The 20,901-nt window shown below is 70.1% G+C and carries 24 protein-coding genes; 14 read left to right on the top strand and 10 right to left on the bottom strand.

The annotated features are described in order from the left end of the window. Positions 1 to 47: 47 nt before the first annotated feature. Positions 48 to 749 carry a PP2C family protein-serine/threonine phosphatase gene (locus ACZ63D_RS19740; protein ID WP_465355765.1) on the top strand — a complete coding sequence of 234 codons (702 nt, stop codon included), beginning with the start codon at positions 48 to 50 and terminating at the stop codon, positions 747 to 749. Here the strand turns inward: ACZ63D_RS19740 and ACZ63D_RS19735 are convergent. The 4 genes from ACZ63D_RS19735 to ACZ63D_RS19720 form a co-directional block, all read right to left on the bottom strand. Further along, positions 746 to 1,231 carry a DUF2127 domain-containing protein gene (locus ACZ63D_RS19735; protein WP_465355764.1) on the bottom strand — a complete coding sequence of 162 codons (486 nt, stop codon included), beginning with the start codon at positions 1,229 to 1,231 and terminating at the stop codon, positions 746 to 748. The two genes, ACZ63D_RS19740 and ACZ63D_RS19735, sit on opposite strands and share 4 nt — an antisense overlap. A 573-nt stretch (positions 1,232 to 1,804) precedes the next feature. Next, on the bottom strand, positions 1,805 to 2,278 hold the full coding sequence (locus ACZ63D_RS19730) for a hypothetical protein (RefSeq protein WP_465355763.1): 474 nt from the start codon (positions 2,276 to 2,278) through the stop codon (positions 1,805 to 1,807). A gap of 232 nt (positions 2,279 to 2,510) precedes the next feature. After that, positions 2,511 to 2,741, bottom strand: coding sequence for an HC3 family zinc finger protein (locus tag ACZ63D_RS19725; protein WP_465355762.1), 231 nt, complete (start codon positions 2,739 to 2,741; stop codon positions 2,511 to 2,513). 413 nt (positions 2,742 to 3,154) lie between these two features. Then, on the bottom strand, positions 3,155 to 3,781 hold the full coding sequence (locus tag ACZ63D_RS19720) for a maleylpyruvate isomerase family mycothiol-dependent enzyme (protein WP_465355761.1): 627 nt from the start codon (positions 3,779 to 3,781) through the stop codon (positions 3,155 to 3,157). A 533-nt stretch (positions 3,782 to 4,314) separates the two neighbouring features. On the opposite strand from ACZ63D_RS19720, the gene ACZ63D_RS19715 reads away from it, so the two are divergent. The 5 genes from ACZ63D_RS19715 (at position 4,315) to ACZ63D_RS19695 (ending at position 8,026) form a co-directional block, all read left to right on the top strand. After that, positions 4,315 to 4,605: a hypothetical protein gene (locus ACZ63D_RS19715; RefSeq protein ID WP_465355760.1), complete on the top strand. Its 291-nt coding sequence runs from the start codon at positions 4,315 to 4,317 to the stop codon at positions 4,603 to 4,605. A 676-nt stretch (positions 4,606 to 5,281) separates the two neighbouring features. Beyond that, positions 5,282 to 5,503 carry a DUF397 domain-containing protein gene (locus tag ACZ63D_RS19710; RefSeq protein WP_465356295.1) on the top strand — a complete coding sequence of 74 codons (222 nt, stop codon included), beginning with the start codon at positions 5,282 to 5,284 and terminating at the stop codon, positions 5,501 to 5,503. 153 nt (positions 5,504 to 5,656) lie between these two features. Continuing rightward, positions 5,657 to 6,535, top strand: a complete 879-nt coding sequence (locus tag ACZ63D_RS19705) for a helix-turn-helix domain-containing protein (RefSeq protein WP_465355759.1) — start codon at positions 5,657 to 5,659, stop codon at positions 6,533 to 6,535. A gap of 32 nt (positions 6,536 to 6,567) precedes the next feature. Then, positions 6,568 to 7,437, top strand: a complete 870-nt coding sequence (locus ACZ63D_RS19700; RefSeq protein ID WP_465355758.1) for an SAM-dependent methyltransferase — start codon at positions 6,568 to 6,570, stop codon at positions 7,435 to 7,437. Positions 7,438 to 7,477: 40 nt separating this feature from the next. Next, a complete protein-coding gene (locus tag ACZ63D_RS19695; protein WP_465355757.1) occupies positions 7,478 to 8,026 on the top strand; it encodes a phosphoribosyltransferase family protein in 549 nt (182 codons plus the stop codon). Here the strand turns inward: ACZ63D_RS19695 and ACZ63D_RS19690 are convergent, their stop codons facing one another. After that, on the bottom strand, positions 8,027 to 8,869 hold the full coding sequence (locus ACZ63D_RS19690) for an NAD(P)H-binding protein (protein WP_465355756.1): 843 nt from the start codon (positions 8,867 to 8,869) through the stop codon (positions 8,027 to 8,029). A gap of 89 nt (positions 8,870 to 8,958) precedes the next feature. Between ACZ63D_RS19690 and ACZ63D_RS19685 the strand changes: the two genes are divergently transcribed. Further along, on the top strand, positions 8,959 to 9,336 hold the full coding sequence (locus tag ACZ63D_RS19685) for a winged helix-turn-helix transcriptional regulator (RefSeq protein WP_465355755.1): 378 nt from the start codon (positions 8,959 to 8,961) through the stop codon (positions 9,334 to 9,336). Positions 9,337 to 9,345: 9 nt separating this feature from the next. Here ACZ63D_RS19685 and ACZ63D_RS19680 read toward each other — a convergent pair whose 3' ends face one another. Further along, positions 9,346 to 10,185 carry an MmyB family transcriptional regulator gene (locus ACZ63D_RS19680; RefSeq protein WP_465355754.1) on the bottom strand — a complete coding sequence of 280 codons (840 nt, stop codon included), beginning with the start codon at positions 10,183 to 10,185 and terminating at the stop codon, positions 9,346 to 9,348. Positions 10,186 to 10,286: 101 nt separating this feature from the next. Here ACZ63D_RS19680 and ACZ63D_RS19675 point away from each other — a divergent pair, with 101 nt between their 5' ends. Further along, entirely contained in the window at positions 10,287 to 11,051 is a 765-nt protein-coding gene (locus ACZ63D_RS19675) for an SDR family oxidoreductase (RefSeq protein WP_465355753.1), read from the top strand. 1 nt (position 11,052) lies between these two features. On the opposite strand, the gene ACZ63D_RS19670 is transcribed toward ACZ63D_RS19675, so the two are convergent. After that, the gene (locus tag ACZ63D_RS19670) at positions 11,053 to 12,507 is read right to left on the bottom strand and encodes an amidohydrolase (protein WP_465355752.1); all 1,455 of its coding nucleotides are present in this window, start codon (positions 12,505 to 12,507) and stop codon (positions 11,053 to 11,055) included. Between the two features lie 439 nt (positions 12,508 to 12,946). On the opposite strand from ACZ63D_RS19670, the gene ACZ63D_RS19665 reads away from it, so the two are divergent. Genes ACZ63D_RS19665 through ACZ63D_RS19655 form a run of 3 tightly spaced genes read left to right on the top strand, consistent with a single transcriptional unit; the run spans position 12,947 to position 14,378 of the window. After that, positions 12,947 to 13,282 carry an ArsR/SmtB family transcription factor gene (locus ACZ63D_RS19665; RefSeq protein WP_465355751.1) on the top strand — a complete coding sequence of 112 codons (336 nt, stop codon included), beginning with the start codon at positions 12,947 to 12,949 and terminating at the stop codon, positions 13,280 to 13,282. Then, positions 13,279 to 13,749: an SRPBCC domain-containing protein gene (locus ACZ63D_RS19660; protein WP_465355750.1), complete on the top strand. Its 471-nt coding sequence runs from the start codon at positions 13,279 to 13,281 to the stop codon at positions 13,747 to 13,749. Before ACZ63D_RS19665 ends, ACZ63D_RS19660 begins: the two co-directional genes overlap by 4 nt. After that, positions 13,749 to 14,378 carry a dihydrofolate reductase family protein gene (locus tag ACZ63D_RS19655; RefSeq protein ID WP_465355749.1) on the top strand — a complete coding sequence of 210 codons (630 nt, stop codon included), beginning with the start codon at positions 13,749 to 13,751 and terminating at the stop codon, positions 14,376 to 14,378. The genes ACZ63D_RS19660 and ACZ63D_RS19655 overlap by 1 nt, the downstream gene beginning before the upstream one ends. Positions 14,379 to 14,381: 3 nt before the next feature. Here the strand turns inward: ACZ63D_RS19655 and ACZ63D_RS19650 are convergent, their stop codons facing one another. Beyond that, entirely contained in the window at positions 14,382 to 15,605 is a 1,224-nt protein-coding gene (locus ACZ63D_RS19650; RefSeq protein WP_465355748.1) for an alkaline phosphatase, read from the bottom strand. A gap of 134 nt (positions 15,606 to 15,739) precedes the next feature. Between ACZ63D_RS19650 and ACZ63D_RS19645 the strand changes: the two genes are divergently transcribed. Further along, complete coding sequence (locus ACZ63D_RS19645) at positions 15,740 to 16,462, top strand: dienelactone hydrolase family protein (protein WP_465355747.1); 723 nt, start codon at positions 15,740 to 15,742, stop codon at positions 16,460 to 16,462. On the opposite strand, the gene ACZ63D_RS19640 is transcribed toward ACZ63D_RS19645, so the two are convergent. Then, entirely contained in the window at positions 16,459 to 17,592 is a 1,134-nt protein-coding gene (locus ACZ63D_RS19640) for an ROK family protein (protein WP_465355746.1), read from the bottom strand. The two genes, ACZ63D_RS19645 and ACZ63D_RS19640, sit on opposite strands and share 4 nt — an antisense overlap. Positions 17,593 to 17,671: 79 nt before the next feature. Between ACZ63D_RS19640 and xylA the strand changes: the two genes are divergently transcribed. Beyond that, positions 17,672 to 18,820 (top strand): xylose isomerase, encoded by a 1,149-nt coding sequence (xylA, locus tag ACZ63D_RS19635; protein ID WP_465355745.1) that lies wholly within the window; start codon positions 17,672 to 17,674, stop codon positions 18,818 to 18,820. Between the two features lie 287 nt (positions 18,821 to 19,107). Next, on the top strand, positions 19,108 to 20,352 hold the full coding sequence (gene aspS, locus ACZ63D_RS19630; protein ID WP_465355744.1) for an aspartate--tRNA(Asn) ligase: 1,245 nt from the start codon (positions 19,108 to 19,110) through the stop codon (positions 20,350 to 20,352). 50 nt (positions 20,353 to 20,402) lie between these two features. On the opposite strand, the gene ACZ63D_RS19625 is transcribed toward aspS, so the two are convergent. Beyond that, on the bottom strand, positions 20,403 to 20,855 hold the full coding sequence (locus ACZ63D_RS19625; protein ID WP_465355743.1) for a MarR family winged helix-turn-helix transcriptional regulator: 453 nt from the start codon (positions 20,853 to 20,855) through the stop codon (positions 20,403 to 20,405). Positions 20,856 to 20,901: the final 46 nt, after the last annotated feature.

The raw sequence follows: 20,901 nt of genomic DNA, 5'->3' as shown, positions 1-20,901 counted from the left end.
CTGGAACACACGGGGAGTCACCCGCCGCGAACGTCCGGGAGGTCACGATGGCCGGATATCCACGCTGGCACACCGCGAGCGAGCAGGGTCCGCGCGAGCGCAACGCCGACGCGGTGAGCGCCTGCGCGGCCGCCGGGGCGCGCGGAATCACCTTCGCACTCGCCGACGGCGTCGGGGACGACCCCGGCGCCGGGCGAGCCGCCCAGGTCGCCGCCGCGGCCGCCGCGCGCACCCCGCTGGAGTCCGGCCCGGTGAAGGCGATTCTGGCCGCACAGCAAGCGGTCCGGCGGCTGGGCGGCACCGGAGACGCGGTCCTCGTGGTGGCCATGCCCTTCGCCGGCGGGTACCGGATTGCGTGGGTCGGCGACGCGCGGGCGTACTCGTGGGACGGGTCGATGATCCACAAGCTGACCCGGGACCACACGATGGCGGAGTACTTCCGTTCGCGGCACCAGCCGTACTCGCCGCGGATGGAACACCTGGTGACCACGAGCGTCCGCACGACGAAGCCAGAGGAAATCGGCACGACGGAAGCCCCGAACGGCGGTCTCCTGCTCACCAGCGACGGCGTGCACAAGGTCCTGACGCCCGCCACCATCGACGAAATCCTCGCCGACCCGGCCCGCGGCGCCTCGGCTTTGGTCGCGACCGCCATCGCACTGGGCGGCCGCGACAACGCGACGGCGCTGTTCGTGGAAGCTCCGGATGTGGCCGCGCTGACCACCGAAAGGTTTACCACCGCGGCTTAAGCACGCTCGCGTTTGAGGTTCCGGTACTCGCGATAGACGAGCACGATGATGATCGCGTCGAGCGCGGCGAAGAACGGCAGCGCGATGGAGTGCGTTTCGAAGGCGCGGTAGATCTCGTACACGACGAACGCGGCGAGCACGATCATCGCGACCGGATAGGCGCGCACCCACTTGCGCGCGAGCGCCCAGACGAGGCCGAGCTTGAGCAGCCCGTGCGCCAGCAGGTACGCGACCGCGAACGTCTTGGTGCCCCCTCCGGCGAAATGCTCGGCCGCGGTTTCGAGATGCCGCGCGAGCGTGCCGGAGGGGTCGCCGAGCAGGTCGCGGGTGATGATCGCGTTGACGAACCCGGTGACCACCGTCGCGGGGATGAACGCCAGGATCAGCGCCCCGATCAGCTGAAGGGCCCCGTCGAGGCCTTTCAGCGTGATCGCGATCTTGAACAGCCGCTCGGTGGAACGGGTGGAGGTCTCCTCGCTCATCGGTCCAGGAAACCGGAAAAGGGCGCGGGGTGCTGGGTTGAAGGCCGGTTTCGGCCGGGTGATCCGGTTTGCACGGCCTGCGGCGTGGGTTGGGGATGGTGATCTGGTTCGCACGCCTTAAGGCCTGGCTGCGGGCTGGCGATCGGACTCGCAGCAACCTGCGGTCAGGTCCGGGCGAGCGATCCGGTTCACGCGACCTCCGGCCCGTGTGGACCGGCGATCTGGTGCGCACGCCTCATGGCCTGGTTGCGAGCTGGCGACCGGGCCCGCAGCGACCCGCAGCCAGCTCCGCGCGAGCGATCCGATTCACACGACCTCCGGCCCGTTTGGACCGGCCATCTCGTTCGCGCGCCTGACGAGTTCGCGGCGACGTGCGGCCATGCTCGGCGAGCGATCCGGTCCACGCGGCCCACCGCTGGGGTCGTTGCTCTCGCTCCAGTTGACAAGCTTGGGAACCGTTGATCGGATGCGCGCCGCGGCTCGGGCCATGGCTCTGGCGCGACCACAACTGCCCCCCTGCCCCCAACCTCGTTCCAGCATTCCCAGCACGCCCGGGCCGTTCCCCGGCCCCCCTCACTCGCGCTGCATCGCCACACCGCCCTTGCGCTGGCATTCCGGGCACCGCGCGTACCGTTTGGTGTGATTGTGCGGATCCTGCCCGAACACCGGAAAACACGCCGCGCCGCACAGTCCCAGGTACACCGGTCCGCAGCGCAGTGGCCGGCGTCCGACTTGATGGGCCAGCCGGGTCGCTTTCTCCGGTGCGCCCGCCTGGGGCAGCCAGCCGTGCGCGGGCAAGCTCGCCAGGACGGTCTCGTTCAGGTGATCGGCCCGGCGGATCAGGGCCCGGCCGAGGTCGAGGAGCCGCTCGCCGAGGTCGCGTACCGCGTCGGGGCGGGGGCATCGTTCGTCGAGGGCGCGGGTCAGGAAAGTGAGGTCCAGGGCCAGGGTGGCTTGCAGGTCGCGGATCCAGGTGACCAGTTCGGGGCCGGTGAGTCCCACGGCCGAACTGCGTTGTTCCGGCAGCCTGCTCCAGTGCCCGGTCATGCGCTGCTCCCAGCGAATGCCGAGCCGCCTGCGCTCCGGAGTCCCACTGTGGGGGCCGCCCATCGCGACCCCGCGCCGGGCGACCGTCCCGATGCCAGCGTGGGCGTTCCCGCCGTCTCAGGCACCGGCGGCATGGACCCAGATTTCGCTCTGAGCTTCTGGCTCTCCACAGCATTTGTCGCCGAATCCGGTCTCGCGGCGTTCCCCGCGCGCAAGGCCGTCACCGCAGCGCTCACGCCGGGCACCGTTCTTCGCCCGCGCGGGCCTGCCCCTCCTGGCGGAGCCATTCCTCCGCGCACCCGGAACACGTCGGATCGAACCAGTGGCCGCCGAGCTGCGGGACGTCCCGGCGGGCGACCGTGACTTCGGCCCCGCATAGTGCGGTGAACGTTTCCCCGGGTCGCGGCGCGAACGGCCCGTCCAGTGCGTGCCGTTTTCCTTCCGCCTGCTGCCATCTGAACACCGGACTCCTCCCCTTGTGCTGCTTGGAGTCCCATTTGGGATGTCGCCGCCGCGTAACGCAAGCCCCCGGCCCGGGTGATCATCGGGGACCGGATTTCCCTGCGGCCACAAGCACTTTCCGCGCGCACCGGGTTCCGAGCGCGGGTTACCGGCGGGTTAGATGTCACCAGATGGTGACACCCCCGGCAGACGGACGCCGCCGCGGCTGGTGCGGTGCTCGTGCTGCCTCAGCGATGCGAGGCGCGGCGGCAGACACGGGCGCAGCGAGGGGGAAGGCGGCGGGCGTCCGTTCGGCATCACCTCGCTTTCCGGAGTGCGGTCGCCGCAATGACTGCTGTCGCCAAGCGCATACGCAACCCCCGCGCGCGGGTTGTCACACGACCGTGGACCGGATAGGCGGCTCGCCCAGCAGGATCAAGCCACCATCGTGCGGCTGATCAGCACGTCGAGGCCCGGCCCGGTCAGATCGTCCGCTGCCGCGCGGCGGCCGGCCAGGGCGAGCAGCAAAGCCTCCGCCGGGCCGCGGACTTCGATGCCGTTCCCGGCCGCCCAGTCGACGTCGGTCGCGACCGCGCGCAAACCGGTCAGCCGGCGCGACACCCCGAGCGGAGGCGCGCGCAGCGACAATTCCAGCGCCCGGCGCAACCGCGTCGCCGGGATCGTCCGCGGCAGCCCGAGCGGACGGCGGATGTCCTGCTGATGGATCAGGCCGTCGAGGAACCCGACCATCCCGCCGAACTTGCCCAGGATCCTGCCCGGCTGCGGGTTTCGCCGCATCACTTCGATCAGTTCCTCCGGCGGGCGCACCCGGTACTCCGCGAGGCCGATCTCGTTGCACCGTTTCAGCGACAGCCCCGCACGGAAGAACCGTTGGGCCAGTTGGAGTCCGCCGAGTTCGTCGTAGCTCACGACATGCGCGATGACCGAGCGCACGTTCCAACCGGCACACAGCGTGGGCTCGTCCCACTGCTCCGGCGTCAGCGTTTCCAGGAAGTCCGCGAAATCGGCGCGCTCCTCGCGTGCCAGCGTCCGTGCGTCCATGCTCTCCCCATCGGCGGCGAACACTCACAGTAGCAGCGACGCGGCCCCGTTCGCCGGGTTGATCAAAATCGCGAACTCCACAGTGGAAGACTGCAAACCTTCACCCGATCGGGTTGAAGATGTGCGCATTGATAACGTCCGGAATAGCCCGGCAGATCGTGAATACCCGTTCCGGAAACTCCACTTCGGACGGGTTCGCCGAAGAATTTTCCGCCCCGGGTTAGCGCGACCGGCGGCGGGCATGCAAAGATAGCGTTGCCGCAGGCAGGAGGGGTTAACGGGGTGGAATATTCCATTCCTCGGACGCCCGCCGCGGCGGCCGGAACCAGTTCCCCTCGGGGGCGGGCTGGGAACTGTGTTCCGGCACTTTTCCGGCGGACAAGAAAGGATGCGCAATGACCGTTCCTGGCGCGGAAAATGCAGGCCAGGCATACCGTCGGACAGAAGAACCGGACAACGGCGACGACAGACCGTATGCCGTCGCCGTACGTCAACGCCCCAGCCGGGTGACCGTGACCTTTCACGAACCGGGCATGCCCCATCCGGTGCCACCCCTGCCCGCGCCGCGGCCGAGCAGGCGCCCGGCCTATCCGTCGTGGAAAACCACGCGGACGTCGGTCGAACTGGCCGCCCAGCAGCCGGACGGCGGCACTCGGCCGTGGCAGCTGATCGCTCTCCTGCTGGTCCTGCTCGTCGGGGCGACCGCGATCGTCTTCGCGACCGCTGGCGTCCTCGCCGGTCTCGCCACCGCGGGCGGCGTAGTTCTCGTGCACGTCACCGGCGCTGTTCTCCGCAGGCGGCAGACAGCGAGCCGGAACCTCTGACCACCCTCGAAGCGGACGCCGGCGGCGGCTCACGGCCGCCCGCGTTCTGCGCTCCCGGTGCCCGGTCGGGCAGGGCCGGGCACCGGGAGACGAGGGATGCTTGGTCCAGGTTCGCTTCCGAGTTCCCGCCGGGCGCCGACGACGGCGCACGAGGGCAGGTCAGCGCGGGCGCGCTACGTCCGCTCGGCCTGGGCCGGTGGAGCGTCTGCAGATGGTGACGCTCTGCGGGCGGCGGACTGGGCGGCGTTTTGGGAGCCGCTTTGGTGCGGTGCTTCGGGATGCGGTGCCTGAATTGTCCTGCGGGTGGAGTGGTTGGGTTGTCGCGGCCGAGCGGTGCAGTCCCACTGTGGATCGTGGCCTGGGCGAGGCACCTGAAATCCAACTCCGCAAAACCACGAAAAAAGCACCCCCACCCCCAAACAACAGCGAAATCCGCACCACCAATTCCGGAATTGCACGTGCGAAAGCACCCCCCAATGCACGCGAAGTGTCCATTCAGGTGAAATCCCCGGCGCACGGCGCGATTGATCCACCAGCCCACTACCCTCAGGAATATTCCGAACACATTCCGTTCCCTGCGGAATATTCCATTCCCCATCCGATAACGAGAAAACGAGGGGTTGCAGTGGACACCTACGACCCGCACGAGCAGCAGCACGCGCACCCGGCGCGGCACATCCCGGCGGCCGGCCCCGGCGCGCGCTTCCCGGACGGCGCCTGGCGGAAACCTTCCGCCTGCGGGCCGAATTCGGGCAATTGCGTCGAGGTCAACCTGGCCGCGGACGGGCTCGTCGGAGTGCGCGACAGCAAGATCGACAGCTCCCCCGTCCTGGTCTTCGACCGGGGCGAATGGGCGAGTTTCGTCGACGCCGTGCGGCGCGGGGAATTCGACGGCTGACCAGGCACGACCGCACGATCGGCCGCCGAAAACCCCGCCGTGGCGCGGCGAACCTTGCGAAAACGGCGCCGACCCGGCGCGCACAGTGCCGGGTCGGCGCATTATTATCGGACGTTCCCCCATCGGCCCCTGGACGAAATGACGGAGCCCCTGGTGACCACGCCGATCCGGCAGCCGCCGCCCTCCCTGCGGACCCAGCGTTCCCGGCTGGGCTCCCGGATCCTCAAGTGGCGCACCGCGCGCGGGCTGACCCAGGTCGAGCTCGCCGAAGGGGTCGGCTGCAAGCAGCCCAAGATCCAGAAAATCGAATCCGGCAAGGCGGGCACCCGGCCGGACGACCTCGAGCGGATCATCGAGGTGCTGGGCATCCCGCCCGCCGAGGCCGACCAGCTGCGGGAACTCAACCAGGCCAACGATCCTTCCGCGCGCCGTGCCGAGCGGAGGATGATCACGCCGCAGTGGTTCCGCGAGATTCTCGAACGGGAGCAGGCCGCGGCGGAAATCCTGAGCTGGACCGGCAACCGCATCCCGGGACTGCTCCAGTCGGAGTACTACATGCTCGCGCAGTTCCAGGCCAGCCGCCAGGAGCGGGTGACCGAGCGGGTCGCCGAACGCAAGGCGCGGCAACGGCTTTTCGACGCCTGCCCGGGTCCGCGGGCGGTCTTCATGCTGGAGTACAGCTGCGTGGAGAAACTCGTCTACGGCACCAGGACCAGCATCGCCATCGACCAGCTCGAGCACATGATCCGGATCGTCGAGACGCATCCGCGCGCCGAGGTCCGGATCCTCCCGCGCGACGCGGCCGCCTACCCGGACGAGGACTTCACCATCCTCCGCTTCGCCCAGCCCGACCTCGCCGATTTCGCTTACCAGGAAAGCAAGGTCAAGCTCATCACCGTGCCGGAGGGCCAGGACGAGTTCGCCTCCTACGAGGAGTCGTGGGAAGCCCAGCTCGCCGCCACCCTGCCGCGCGAGGAGTCCCTGCAGTACCTCAAGGAATGGGCGAGCCGCTGCGCGCCGCCCGCCCGCTGACCGCGGGTCCCGGACGAAAGGAACAGCCACCGGTGGCCGACGAACCCTTCCCGCCTCCCGGGGTCGACCTCGACCACCCGAGCGTCGCGCGGGTGTACGACTACTACCTCGGCGGCACCACGAACTGGACGATCGACCGGGATTTCGCCGACGAGGTGATCCGCGAGTTCCCGCTGATCCGCCCGATCGCGAAGGCCAACCGGCTGTTCCTGCACCGGCTCGTGCGGCACCTCGTCAAAAAGGGCGTGCGGCAGTTCGTCGACATCGGCTCCGGCGTGCCGACCATGGGCCACGCGCACCAGGTCGCCGACGAGCTCGCGCCGGGCGAGAGCCGCGTCTGCTACGTCGACTACGAACCGGTCGCCGTCGCGCATTCGGAAACCCTCCTGCGCGAATCGGGCGACCTCGGCCGGCACGCGGTGATCCACGCCGACATGCGCGACCCGCGACGGCTGTGGCAGCAGATCGCCGACACCGGCGTGATCGACGTCGAGAAGCCGCTCGCGCTGCTGCTGATCGCGGTGCTGCACGTCCAGCAGCCGCCCGCCGAGGACAGCGGCAGCACCGAGGACCTCGGTCCGGCGATCGTCGCGCAGTACCGCGATCTCCTCGCGCCCGGCTCGTTCCTCGGCATCTCGCACATCACCGACCAGGGCGTGCCGTCGGACGTGGAATCCGGCCTGGTCGAGCTGAAACAGCTGTACGACCGGTCGAGCAGCCCAGTGATCTGGCGGTCGCGCGAGGAGATCCAGGCGCTGTTCGGGTCGTTCGAGATGCTCGAACCGGGGCTCACCTGGACGCCGTCGTGGCATCCGGAGGAATCCGGCGAGGGCGCGCCGCAGGTGGAGTTCCAGACCCCGGCGCATTCGGTGATCCTCGCCGGAGCCGCGCGGAAACCGTAATTCGCTCGCTCCGGGCCGGAACCGCTGCGACCATCGGCGCATGCGCACGAGCACCGTGGCGGACCGGATCCGCGAGGCCACCGTCCTGCTCGGGGACGGACCGGATCGCCACCGCTTCCCCGACCCGACGGGATGGTGGCGCACGCCCGAACTGCTGCGGGATCTGGGACCGGCGCTGGCCGGGCTGTTCGCCGACGAGCAGCCGAATGTCGTGCTGGGCCTCGAATCCCGCGGCTCGCTGCTCGGTCCGCTGGTCGCGGTGGCGCTCGGCGCGGGCTTCGTCGAGGTGCGCAAAAACCGGTACCCGGCCGGTGATTCCGACCGGTGGCTCCAGCGCACCTCGCCGCCGGACTACCAGGACCGCCACCTCCGGCTCGGGTTCGGCCGGCGGCTGCTGCGAGCGGGCGACCGCGCGCTGCTGGTGGACGACTGGATCGACACCGGCGGCCAGGCCTTCGCCGCGCAAGCCCTGGTCGCCGACGCCGGGGCGACCTGGATCGGGGCCGCGGTGATTGTCGACGGGCTTCGCCGCCACGAGCCCCGCCGGCAGCTTCGCGTGCGGTCCCTTCTGCACTCCCGCGACTTCTGATCACCGGAACGCATCGGCGTTACGGCTGGCCCACGAAGCGAACGACGTCGCCGGACGGCCCAGAACGCGCTCCACGTCGGGGCTGAGGCGAAGCTCGTCCGGAACCGGCTGGCCGAGGATGTCGAGCGTCCCGTCGGCGACCGGCTCCGGCATTTGCTGCAGCATCTGGTCGCGGGCCTGCTCTCGGCTCAGCTCGACGAATTCCAGCGGCTCGCCGAGCGCGGCGCCGAGGATCTCCGTGCGCTCTCGCGGGCTCGTCGCCGCCGGTCCGGTGAGGACATACGTCTGTCCGGCATGGCCAGACCCGGTCAGCGCCGCCGCGGCGACCTCGGCGATGTCGAGCGGGTCCACGGCAGGAAGCGCGACCTCGCCGAACGGCGAGAAAACCTTGCGCTGAGCGCGAATCGACGGGATCCACGCGAAGGTGTTGGTCGTGAATCCGCCAGGGCGAAGGACTGTCCATTCCAGACCGGACTCGCGCACCGCTGCCTCCAGCGCGGCCAGCGGCGCGTACGAAACCGCCTCCGGCCGGGTCCCCGCGGCCTGTGACGACTGCACAACGATCCGCGAGACACCGGCGTCGGCCGCCGCTTGAACGACGGCTGCCCCGTCGACGTGCGCTCCCGCGCCGGAGACCAGCAGATACAGGGCGTCCGCGCCCTTCAAGGCCGGGGCCAGGCTGCCGGCGTCAGCCAGATCCACGACCATCGGGGTGACCCCGGGCAGCGACGGCGGCGGAGAGGACACCCCGCGGGAAACGGCGGTCACGGCGTGACCGGATTCCGTCAGGGACTCGACAAGCAGGCGGCCGACGTTGCCCGTGGCACCAGTGACGACGATCAAGACTTGCTCCTCAGCTAGGGGTCGTAAGCGACCCTGCGAGGCTAAAAGCCGCCGTACAGTAGGTTCCCCAGGGAAAGTATTGGAGCCGCATGACCGCCACCGCGCAGACCGGGGCCGATCCGCTGGCCGCGTGCCGGATCAGCCCGGCCGTCGACCTGCTGTTCAGCCGATGGACGACCCCCATCCTGTGGACGCTCAGCCAGTCCGGGCCGGTGCGGTTCAGCGAACTGGAACGACGGCTCGGCGCGACCGGGAAGGTCCTCACGCAGCGGCTCCGCCAGCTCGAACGGGACGGTTTGGTGCAGCGGCGCTACTACGCCGAGGTGCCGCCCCGCGTCGAGTACGAGATCACCGAACTCGGCCGCAGCCTGTCGCCGGTGTTCGCCGCGCTCGCGGAGTGGACCGACGAGCATTTGCCCGCCGTCGAGAAGGCCCGCGACGCCTACACTGGCCCGCTTCCGCGCTGACGCCCTCGGCTAACCGGCGAACTGCTCGTTCCCCAGCACACCTAGCAGCTGGATCTTCTCGAACGCCTCGCTGCGCGGCGGCGCGGTCAGCACCAGCAACGCCTGCGACTGGTCCTCGGTGAACAACACCTGGCAGTCCACCTCGATCTCGCCGAGCTGCGGATGCACGAGCACCTTGTGGTCCTCAAACCGTTTGGCCACTTGGTGTTCTTCCCACAGCCGCGCGAACTCCGGGCTCTCCCGCCTCAGCGCGCGCACCAGTTCGCCCGCCCGCGAGCGCGGGCCCATCGACCCGTGCACCACCCGCAGGTTCGCCACCAGCGCGCGGCTCTGCCGGTCCCGGTCGTGCTCGGGATAGACGAGCCGTTCGTCCGGGTCGGTGAACCACCGGTAGATCTCGCTGCGCGCCAGTCCAGTGTAGTGCGAGCGGTCGCCGTACAGCGCCTCCGCGAAGCGGTTCTGCACCAACACCTCGCCGAGGTTCGACAGGATGAGCGCGGGGGTGTCCGACAGCCGGTCGAGCACCCGCAGCAACGCCGGCGCGACGTGCGTCGCCGCGACGATCGGTGACGGGGCGTTGCGGCCCGCGAGGTGGAACAGGTAGTCCCGCTCGTCGTCGGTCAGCCGCAACGCCCTGGCCAGCGCGGCAAGCATCTGCTCGCTCGGCTGCGGGCCGCGTTGCTGCTCCAGCCGCGTGTAGTAGTCGGTGGACATCGCCGCCAGTGCCGCGACCTCTTCGCGCCGCAGTCCGGCTGCCCGCCGCCGCGCGCCCGCGGGCAGCCCGACGTCCTCCGGCCGCAATCCCTCGCGACGGCTGCGCAGGAAGACAGCCAGCTCAGCTCGATCCATGGCTCCAGTATCGGGCGGGCCCGGCGCGTCAGCCAGGGATCGCCGATCCCCCGATGCGCGGTCTCTGCCGCCGCCGCTTCCGGCCGCCGAAACTCAGTGGCATGAACATCACCGGAAACACCGTCTTCATCCCCGGCTCGACCAGCGGCATCGGCCTCGCTCTGGCCCGCGAGCTGCGGGCGAAGGGCAACACCGTCATCGTCGGCGGGCGGCGCACCGAACTGCTCGCGCGGATCGCCGCCGAGAACCCCGGTCTCGACACCGTGCGGATCGACACCGCCGACCCGGCGAGCATCGAAGCCGCGGCCAAGGAGGTGCTCGCCAAGCATCCGGACCTGAACGTGCTCGTGCCGATGGCGGGCATCATGCGCGTCGAGGACTGGCACCGGCCTGAGTCCTTTCTGGACAGTGCGGAAGCGACCGTGACCACCAACGTCCTCGGTCCGATCCGGCTGATCGCCGCGTTTGTCGAGCACCTCCAGACCCGTCCGGACGCCACCATTCTCACGGTTTCTTCCGGCCTCGCCTTCGCGCCGCTGAAAGCGACCCCGAGCTACAACGCGTCCAAGGCCGCCGTCCACATGCTCAGCGAATCGCTGCGGCTGCAGCTGGCCGACACGTCGGTCAAGGTCACCGAACTGGTGCCGCCGTCCGTGCGCACCGCGCTCCTGCCCGGCCAGGAGGAAAGCGAGTTCGCGATGCCGCTGGACGCCTTCGTCAGCGAGGTCATGACGCTGCTCGAAACGCAGCCGGACGCGCACGAAATCCAGGTCGAGAACGTCAAATTCCTCCGCCACGGCGAGGCTCGCGGCGACTACCACCAAGTGGTGGCGACACTCAACGCCGCGGACCCGCACGGCAAGTGAGCTACGCCAGGTAAGTCGTCCGTCCCGCCACGATCGTCGCGGACACCGGCATTTCCCGGAGCTCCTTCGCGGACAGTCCGCTCGGGTCGGCCGCCGTCAGCACCAGATCGGCCACGTCGCCGACCTGGACGCCGCGACGGCCGCCCGAGGACGCCGCCAGCGCGTCGGCGAGCGGAATGGCCTGCTCCGGATGCCACGGCGGCCGCTCGTCGTCGGTGCGCCCGACCGCGGCGGCGATCCCGTCCCACGGATCGAGCGGCGCGACCGGCGCGTCCGAGCCGAATTCCAGCCGGGCGCCCGATTCCAGCAAGGCGCGGTAGGCGTACGCGCGATCGGTGCGGTCGTGCCAATGCCGGTCGGCGACGTCGCGGTCGTCGGGCTGGTGCGCGGGCTGCACGCTCGCGACCAGCCCCAGCGCGGCGAACCTCGGCACATCCTCGGGCCGCAACAACTGCGCGTGCTCGATCCGGCCCGGACAGCCGACCTCGGCGAACGCGTCCAGCGCGATGGTGTTGGCGTGGTCGCCGATCGCGTGCACCGCCGGGGTCAACCCGTGTTCGTGCGCGCGGCGCAGCAACGGCACCAGTTCCTCCGGCGGCAGCTCCAGCAACCCCTTCTCGCCGGACCCCGGGTACGGCTCGTGGCAGTACGCGGTGCGGGTGTTGAGCGAGCCGTCGACGAACAGCTTGAACGGACCGACCGTGAGCAGCCCGTCTCCCGCTTCCAGCACATCCCCGGTGCGGTGTCCTCTTTGGATGGTCTCGTCCAGCAAATACCGGGCGACGACACAGGAAACCCGGGTCGCTGGTTTCGCGGCGGCGGCCCGGCGAGTCCAATCCGCGACCGTGTCCGCGTATTCGTAATCGACCACCGCCGTCACGCCCCGCTTCGCCGCGGCAGCCAGCGCGTCGGCGACCCAGCCGTCCTGGACGTCGACCGGCGCGGTCGGCAACGCGGCCGTGGCGCTCATGCAGTCGTTCTCCAGCAGCACACCGGTCGGATGCTCGCGGCCGATCAGCTTCAACGCGGCGGGACTGAGCCACAACGTGTGCAGATCCGCGCTGAACAACGCCACCGCGCGGCCCGGAAGCGCCCGCTGCAGCAGATCCTTGTGCGGCCGATCCGGCCACAGCCCGTCCCGGAACCCGACCCCGACGACGAGTTCCCCCGCCGGGGCGTCAAGCAGCTTCTCCATCAGCAGCTCGACCGCGCCCACCGCGGATTGCGCGCCGTCCAGCGGGATGCGCCTGCGGAAAGCGGCCCACTGGACAAGGTGCGCGTGCGCGTCGACCAGGCCCGGCAGGAGCGTGCCGCCGTGCCCGTCGAGCACGCGAGCGGCGAACCCGGTGCCAGCACCCGGTTCCTCGACCGCCGTCACGACACCGTCGCGAACCCGCACGTCAGCGAGCGGTCCCCGCAGCCCGGCCCGGACGCGACGGAGCAGAAGATCGTCCATGCGCCCACCCTGCCAGGCCGCCCCGTTCGGGTGAAGCGGGAATTCGGGTGCTGAGTCCGGCGTTGAAACGGGTATCCGGAAAACATGGCAGCCGTCGCCCGCCGAAGGGTCAGGGCCGGTCAGGAGCGCCGCCTTCACAAGCCGCGCAGGGTTCGACTCCCTCGGTTGCCGCTACGCTTTCGCTGAACCACGCGGTCGCGCGTGGACTGCTTTGATCGGCGGCTTGCTGGCCCGCGGTCGAACGGGCCGGACTGGGCTGAGGCCGACTCAGCCGTCGGGGAAGCTTCGACCTCCGGTTGCGAGGTGCGTGCCATCTGCTCTGCCCTGTGAGCTAGCACGTTTCGGTCAGCACGCCCTCTTTTCTGCCTCCCCGTCCCGTCGGCCCGCCCCGAACACTTAGCCCTTGCGCTAACCATTCTGGCCCGCGATACTTAGCCTCATGGCTCAGTATTCGACCACGCTCGACGGGGTCTTCGCCGCCCTCGCCGATCCGACCCGCCGGGCCGTCGTGCGGCGGCTCGGGCAGGGTCCAGCGAGCGTCGGGGACCTGGCGGACGAGGCGCCGATGACGTTGCCCTCCTTCATGAAGCACGTGCGGATGCTCGAGTCGCACGGGCTGATCCGCACCGTGAAGTCGGGGCGGGTGCGGACGTGCCAGCTCAATCGCGACCGGTTCGCGCTCGTCGAGGACTGGCTCGCCGAGCAGCGGCGCGTCTGGGCCGAGCGCACCGACCGGCTCGAGCAATTCGTCACCGGCCAGGAGGACCAGCCGTGAACCCCGACCTCGATCTCTCCCTCGACCGCGTCATCCGCGCGCCCCGCAAGCGCGTCTGGGACGCCTGGACCGACCCGGCCAGCCTCGCGCGGTGGTGGATTCCCGCGCCGCTGCGGTGTCGCGTCGACGAACTGGACGTGCGCGCTGGGGGTGCGTTCGTCACGCGGATGAGCGAGGACGGCGACACCTTCCTCCCGCACCTCGACGCGTGTTTCCTCGTCGTAGAGGACTACGAGCGGATCGTTTTCACGAACGCGCTCGACAGCGGCTGGCGGCCGGCGAAGCCGCAGCCGGTCGCGATGACGGCGGAGGTCGTCCTTCGCGATCACCCGGAGGGCACGGATTACCGCGTCATCGTCCGGCACGGGGATCCGGCATCGAGGCAACGGCACGCTGATCTCGGGTTCGCGGACGGGTGGGGCGCGGTCACCGCCCAGCTCGCGCGCATAGCGGAAAGCGGTTCCTGATGCAGGTGACGATCACGGCGTTCGTCACCCTGGACGGCGTCAGCCAAGGACCGGGATCGTCCACAGAGGACACCAGCGACGGATTCTCCCGCGGCGGCTGGTTCGTCCCGCATCTCGACCAGAGCTTCGTCCAGCGTGCCTCCGAGTGGCTGGACCGCGCCGACGGCCTATTGTTCGGCCGCCGTACCTACAGCTCGTTCGCTCGGGACTGGCCCGCCGTCGACGATCCCGGCGATCCGTTCGCCGAGCGGATGAATGCGCTGCCGAAGTACGTCGTGTCGAACACGATCGGAACCGGCGGCTGGGCGCCGACCACCGTGCTGCGCGGCGATCCCGCGGCCGCAGTCCGAAAGCTCAAAGCGCAGCCGGGCCGGGAGCTGCAGATCCACGGCAGCGCCCGGCTCGGAAACGCCCTGCTGTCCGCGGGAGTCGTGGACAAGGTTCGCTTGGTCGTGACGCCGACGGTGCTGGGGGCGGGACGACTCCAGTTTCCGCATCCGGCGTCGGCGACCGGGTTGCGGCTGACCCACCACGAAGCCACGCCCAGCGGCTTGGTGCTGCTGGAGTACGACGTCACCGGAGAAGCCGCGGTCGGCGACTACGACGGCGTGACGAACTTGGCGTCTTGAGCTTCACAGGCGGGCGGCGGAAACCATCGCCCGATAGACGTCGGTGTTGTCCAACGTCCCGTCGAGCCGGTCCGAACCGGGCCCGGTCGCGGTGACCGGGGCCGGGACGCCGCTGTGGTCGCCGGTCGTCCAGTCGACGGTCAGCGACAGTTTGGTGCCCGGCACGGGGAACGGGCCGTCTTCGTTGCCTTCGAGAGCGCCATCGGTGTCCTCGATGGCGAGTCCGCCAGTCTCGTGGTCGCCGCCGATGATCACCAGGGTGTCGGGGTGCGAGCGGGTGAAGCGAAGCACCTCGGCGACCGCCGCGTCGAGGGCCCGGCCCGCGTCGAGGACGCCGTGCGCGTTGTTCTCGTGGGACATTCCGTCGATGCCTTCTTCTTCCAGGAACAGGAAGAAACCACGCGGGTTGGCGGAAAGCGTGTCGAGCGCCTTCTTCGCCATCACCGGCAGCGCGACCTTCGGCTGGTACGCGCCCTTGCCGTCCGGGCCGTAGTCGACCATGTCCTCGTTCGCGAACAGCCCGAGCAGCCGCGGCGCGCGAGTGGCGGCGAGTTCGCTGGCGTTGCGGACATAGGTGTAGCCGGAGCGCTTCGCCTGCTCGATGAGATTTCCGTGCGTACTGCGGCTTTCCTCGCCCGGCTTGTCCGGCCACGCGCCGGGATCGCCCTTCGGCAGCCACCAGTCCTCACCGCCGCCGAGCAGGACTTCCGGGCGGCTTTCGGTGATGTACTGCTTCGCGATGTCGCTCTGCAGGTCCCGCGAAGGCACGTGCGACGCGAACGCGGCCGGCGACGCGCCGGTGACCTGCGCGGTGGTGACCAGGCCGGTCGATTTGCCTGCGCGTTTCGCCTGCTCGAGGACGGTCAGCAGACGACGGCCCTGCGCGTCCTGCCCGACCGCGCCGTTGCGGGTCTTGTGCCCGGTCGCCAGCGCGGTCGCCGCCGCGGCCGAGTCGGTGACGAGTTCTTCCGGGTCGTCCGGATCGGTGTGCACCATGCCGGTGACCGGGAGCCGGTTCATGAACAGGTCGCCCGCGCGGCCGGTCGTCGCGAGCCGGACGAACTCCCGCTGCGCCGCGCCCATGCCGTCGCCCTGGATGTAGACGATGTTGCGTGCCTTCGGATGCCAGCCGGAGTCCGCGACCGGATCGTCCCCGGCCATCGCGACCGCCGGGACCGCTCCGGCCGCCGCGAGCACGGCCGCGGCGAGCACCATCGTCTTGCGCATCCGGATCCTCCTTTAGTTAGGAAGCTTTCCTAACATGTTTCCCGGAGTCACCGCGAGAGGGTCACCTGAATGGCCGTGTCCGCCGACGGTGAACAGTGCCCCGCCGGGACCCGGCGCTCACTACGGTGGGACGCATGGAGACCGTCACGACGCGCACCGTCGAATACCCGGCCGACGGCCTCACCATGGTCGGGCGTCTCGCGCTCCCGGCAGGCACCGGTCGCAGGCCCGCGGTCCTGATCGGCCCCGAAGGCACCGGCCTCAACGACTTCCAACGCGAACGAGCCAACGCACTGGCCGAACTGGGCTACGTCGCACTGGCCTTCGACATCCACGGCGGCCGCTGGTTCACCGACCCCGACGAGATGCTGGCCCGCTGCCTTCCGCTGCTCGACGACCCCGACCGGCTGCGCGACATCGGCCGCGCGGCGCTCGACGTGCTGCTCGCCGAACCGCGGACCGATCCCGCCCGGATCGCCGGGATCGGCTACGGCACTGGCGGCGCGGTCGTCCTGGAACTCGGCCGCGCGGGCGTCGACCTGCGCGCGATCGGCACGATCAACGGGCTGGTCACCGGACGGCCGGGCGAGGCGGCGAACATCCGCTGCCCGGTGTGGGCGGGCGTCGGCTCGGAGGACCCGATCATGCCGCCCGCGCAACGGGAAGCGTTCGCTGCGGAAATGCAGGAAGCGGGCGTCGATTGGCGGCTCACGGTCTACGGCGGCGCCCAGCACGCGTTCCACCATCCGCCGATCGGGCCGGAGCAGAGGCTGCTCCCCGGCGTCGGCTACCACGCGAAGCACGCCGAGCGGGCCTGGCGCGACGTCGTGGCCCTGCTCGCGGAGAACCTCGGCTAGCGGACGAGAAACAGCCCAGGGTCAGCCAAAACGCCATGGATGGTGCGGCCCGCGGCGCCCAGTGTCGCGGCGGAATCCCCGAGGGCCGACGGGCTCAGCACCGGCACCGAGCCACGCAAGCCGGTCAAGCGCGTCCGCAGCACCGTTTCCGCGGCGGGAGCCAGCCAGGGAAACAACGGCCCGAAGATTCCGCCAAGCACCACGCGGTCCACATCGACCAGGTTGACCGCCGAAGCCAGCGCCAGCCCCAAAGCCTCCCCCGCCGCCGAGACGGCCGACAACGCCGCGTCGTCGCCCGCGGTCAAGGCCTTGACCAGAGAGTCCACTGTGGATACTCCGGCCGCGGCCAGCATCGCCTCCTGCCCGGCGTAGGTTTCCAGGCAGCCCACCGCACCACAACGGCACGGCGGGCCGGACGGGGAAACCAGTACGTGCCCTAACTCCCCGCCAGTGCCGCGGAACAACCGCGAGTCCACGACAAGTCCCGCGCCGATGCCGATCTCGCCTGATACGTAAAGGAAATCCGCCCCGCCCGCGCCGAACCACAGCTCGCCCAGCGCACCGAGGTTCGCCTCGTTGTCCACCGAAACCCGCACCGGCAGCTCCAGCGCAACGGGCACGTTCCGCCAGCCGAGGTTCGGCGCGCTCAGCACCACGCCGTCGCGCACCGGACCGGATACCGCGAGCACCGCACCGGCGACCGTCAAGCCCAGCTCGCGCGCTTCCTTCAGTTCGGCGGAAGCCAGCTCCCGCACCGCCTCCAGCACGGTTTCCGCCGGTGCCGCGCGGTTGTCGCGCTCGATCCGGACCGACCGGCGGACCGTGCCGGTGAGGTCCAGGACGCACGCGGCGAGATAGTCCACATTGGCCTCGAGGCCCAGCGACGCGATCCGGGCCCCGCTCAGCGAAACCTCGACTCCGGGACGCCCGCGTTCCCCCGCGCGCACCGCGGCGGTCTCGGCCAGGAAACCCGCGTCCAGCAGCGAGCCGACCAAAGTGGACACAGTCGATTTGGTCAGCCCGGTCAGCTCCGCCAGCGCGGCGCGGGTCAGCGGGCCGCCGCGGCCGATCTCGCCGAGCACCAGCTCCAGGTTCCGCGCCCGCATCGCGTCGTGCCGGACCGGTTCCATGCAGACCTCCGCTCTTGACGGCCGGGACGACCGTAGCGCAGTATTTAGTCTACAACGTGAACTAAATGAAAGGACGGGCATGGCCGACTACGCCCCCGCGCCGGAGGACAAATTCTCGTTCGGGTTGTGGACCGTCGGCTGGCCCGCGGCCGACCCGTTCGGCGTCGCCACGCGCCTGCCGCTCGACCCGGTCGAGAGCGTGCACCGGCTGGCCGAACTCGGCGCGTACGGCGTCACCTTCCACGACGACGACCTCCTCGCCACCGAACCGGACCGCGACACCGCGATCGCCAAGTTCAAGCGCGCGCTGGCGGAAACCGGCCTGCGCGTGCCGATGGCGACGACGAACCTGTTCAGCCACCCGGTCTTCAAGGACGGCGGCCTGACCAGCAACGACCGCGACATCCGGCGGTACGCGCTCACCAAGGTCCGGCGCAATCTCGACCTCGCCGCCGAACTCGGCGCGCAGACTTACGTCCTGTGGGGCGGCCGCGAGGGCGCGGAATCCGACGCGGCGAAAGACGTCCGCGCCGCGCTCGCCCGGTACAAGGAAGGACTCGACGTCCTCGCCGACTACGCCGTTTCGCAGGGCTACGACCTGCGGTTCGCACTGGAGCCGAAGCCCAACGAACCGCGCGGCGACATCCTCCTGCCGACGATCGGCCACGCACTCGGGTTCATCTCGCAGCTGGAGCGGCCCGAGTTGTTCGGGCTCAACCCGGAGGTCGGCCACGAGCAGATGGCCGGGCTGAACTTCGTGCACGGCATCGCGCAGGCGCTGTGGCAGGGCAAGCTTTTCCACCTCGACCTCAACGGCCAGCACGGGCCGAAGTACGACCAGGACCTGATCTTCGGCCACGGCGACCTCACCAGCGCGTTCTTCCTCGTCGACCTTCTGGAGCACGGCGGCTACGACGGCCCGCGGCATTTCGACTACAAGCCGCTGCGCACCGAGGATCCCGAGGACGTCTGGGTTTCCGCGGCGGCGAACATGCGCACTTACCTGATCCTGCGCGAGAAAGCCCGCGCGTTCCGCGCCGATCCGGAAGTCGCGGAAGCACTCGCCGCGTCGCGGGTGCCGGAACTGGCCACGCCGACGCTGGCGGAGGGCGAAACGCTGGACGACCTGGCCGCCGACGAATTCGACGTCGAAGCCGCCGGACGGCGCGGCTACCACTTCACCCGGCTCAACCAGCTGGCGCTGGAGCATCTGCTCGGCGTCCGATAAATCAGGCGACACGGGCCGCGATGGTGTTTTACCGTTGCGGCAACGCGTTGACGGAGACAAGTAGCGCAGGTGCCCGCGAGGGACAGAGAGCTGCCGCCGGTGAGAAGGCAGCGTCGCGGCCCTGCGCGAAGACACTCCTGAGTGCGGGGAGGAAATGCCCCGCCGGCCCGGCCGCCGTCATCCGGCCAGAACGAGGCCGCCCTCCGGCGGCGAAGGTGCGGTGGCACCGCGAGTGTCCCTTCTCGCCCGCACCCCCAAGGGGTCGCCGAGTGCGCTCAGGAGAAGGAATGAGTACCCGCACCCCGGTGGCCTGCCTGCGTGACCGCGTGGGCTCCACCGCAACTATCGCCGGCTGGGTGCACCGCCGGCGAGTGCTGAAATCCGTGGCTTTCCTGGTCGTTCGCGACCGGTCCGGGACCGCGCAGGCGGTGTTCGCCGAGCCGCCGGACGTCGCCGAGGAGACTGTCGTCCGGCTTACCGGGCCGGTGGTCGCGAATCCCCAAGCACCGCAAGGGGTCGAGCTGCGAGAGCCGGTCGTGGAGGTGTTGTCCGCGCCGGAGAAACGGCCGCCGTTCGATCTGTATCGGCCGGAGGTGGCCGCTGGTTTGCCTGTGGTGCTGGACAATGCGGCGGTCGCGTTGCGGCATCCGTTGCTGCGTCGGCGTTTCGAGGTGGCCGCGGCCAGTGTCGCGGCGTTTCGGCGCGTGTTGGACGGTCAAGGGTTCACTGAGATTCATACGCCGAAGATCGTGGCTACCGCGACGGAATCCGGGGCGAATGTGTTCCGGCTCGATTACTTCGGCCGTCCGGCTTACCTCGCGCAGTCGCCGCAGTTTTTCAAGCAGGCCATGGTCGGAGTGTTCGAGCGGGTTTACGAAGTGGGCCCGGTTTTCCGCGCCGAACCCCACGACACCGCGCGGCATCTAGCCCAATACACGAGCCTCGACGCGGAACTGGGCTTCATCGCCGACCATCGCGACGTGATGGCGGTGCTGCGCGACGTCGTAGCGGAGATGGCCGCTGCCGCCGGTCCGGACGCACCGTTCGTGCCGGAAGAGATCCCGTCGATCGATTTCGCCGCGGCGCAAGAACTTCTGGCCCGGCACACCGGCGAGGACCCGCACGGCGAACCGGACCTCGCGCCCGCGCACGAACGGTGGCTGTGCGAGTGGGCCGAGCGGGAACACGGGTCGGAATTTCTGTTCGTGACCGGGTACCCGATGGCGAAACGGCCGTTCTACACCCATCCGGACCCGGCGGACCCGGCGCGGTCGAACAGCTTCGACCTGCTCTTCCGCGGCCTCGAACTGGTCACCGGCGGCCAGCGGCTCCATCGCTACGCGGACTACCTGGCCGTGCTCGGCGAGGCGGCCGGGCAGTACTCGGACTACCTCGACGCGTTCGCCTACGGAATGCCGCCGCACGGCGGGTTCGCGATCGGGCTGGAACGGTGGGTCGCCCGAGTGCTCGGCGTGGCCAACGTGCGCGGGGCGACGCTCTTCCCGCGAGACCTGCATCGCCTGCGCCCCTGAGAAGTCCGTGAGGGGAACCCTGCGGGAAACAGGGTTCCCCTCACGGCACGTCACTTGGCGGCGAAGGTGAGCGACCCCAGCGCGGTCACCAGCGGCGCGAGCTCCGGAAGCTCCTCCGCCTCGGCGAGCGCGGCGGACAGCGCCGCGTCGTGCGTCGGGCGGGCGGCGGCGAGCAGCTTCCGCCCGGACGGGGTGACCTCGGTGTAGATGCCGCGCCGGTCGTCCTGGCACAGGTACCGCGAGAGCAGGCCGCGCTCCTCCAGCCGCGTGACCAGCCGGGTCGTCGCCGACTGGCTCAGCACCACGGCGTTGGCCAGCTGGCTCATCCGCAGGTGGAAGCCGTCCTGGCGGCCGAGCACGTCGAGCACCGTGTACTCGCTCACCGACAGCTCGTGCTCGCTTTCCAGCGCGCGGTTCAGCCGGTCTTCGATCCGCGCGTGCAGCGCCGCCAACGTCCGCCAGCCTTGCGCGCGCGCCTCGACGGCGTCGTCCGACACCGACATGGTGCACCTCCTCCAGACGGCCCCGGTTGCGGGCGGCCGCGGCCCC

Source organism: Amycolatopsis sp. NPDC104775, assembly GCF_055583325.1.
Note: the sequence above shows the minus strand (reverse complement) of the source record. Positions and strands in the feature narration are given on the sequence as shown.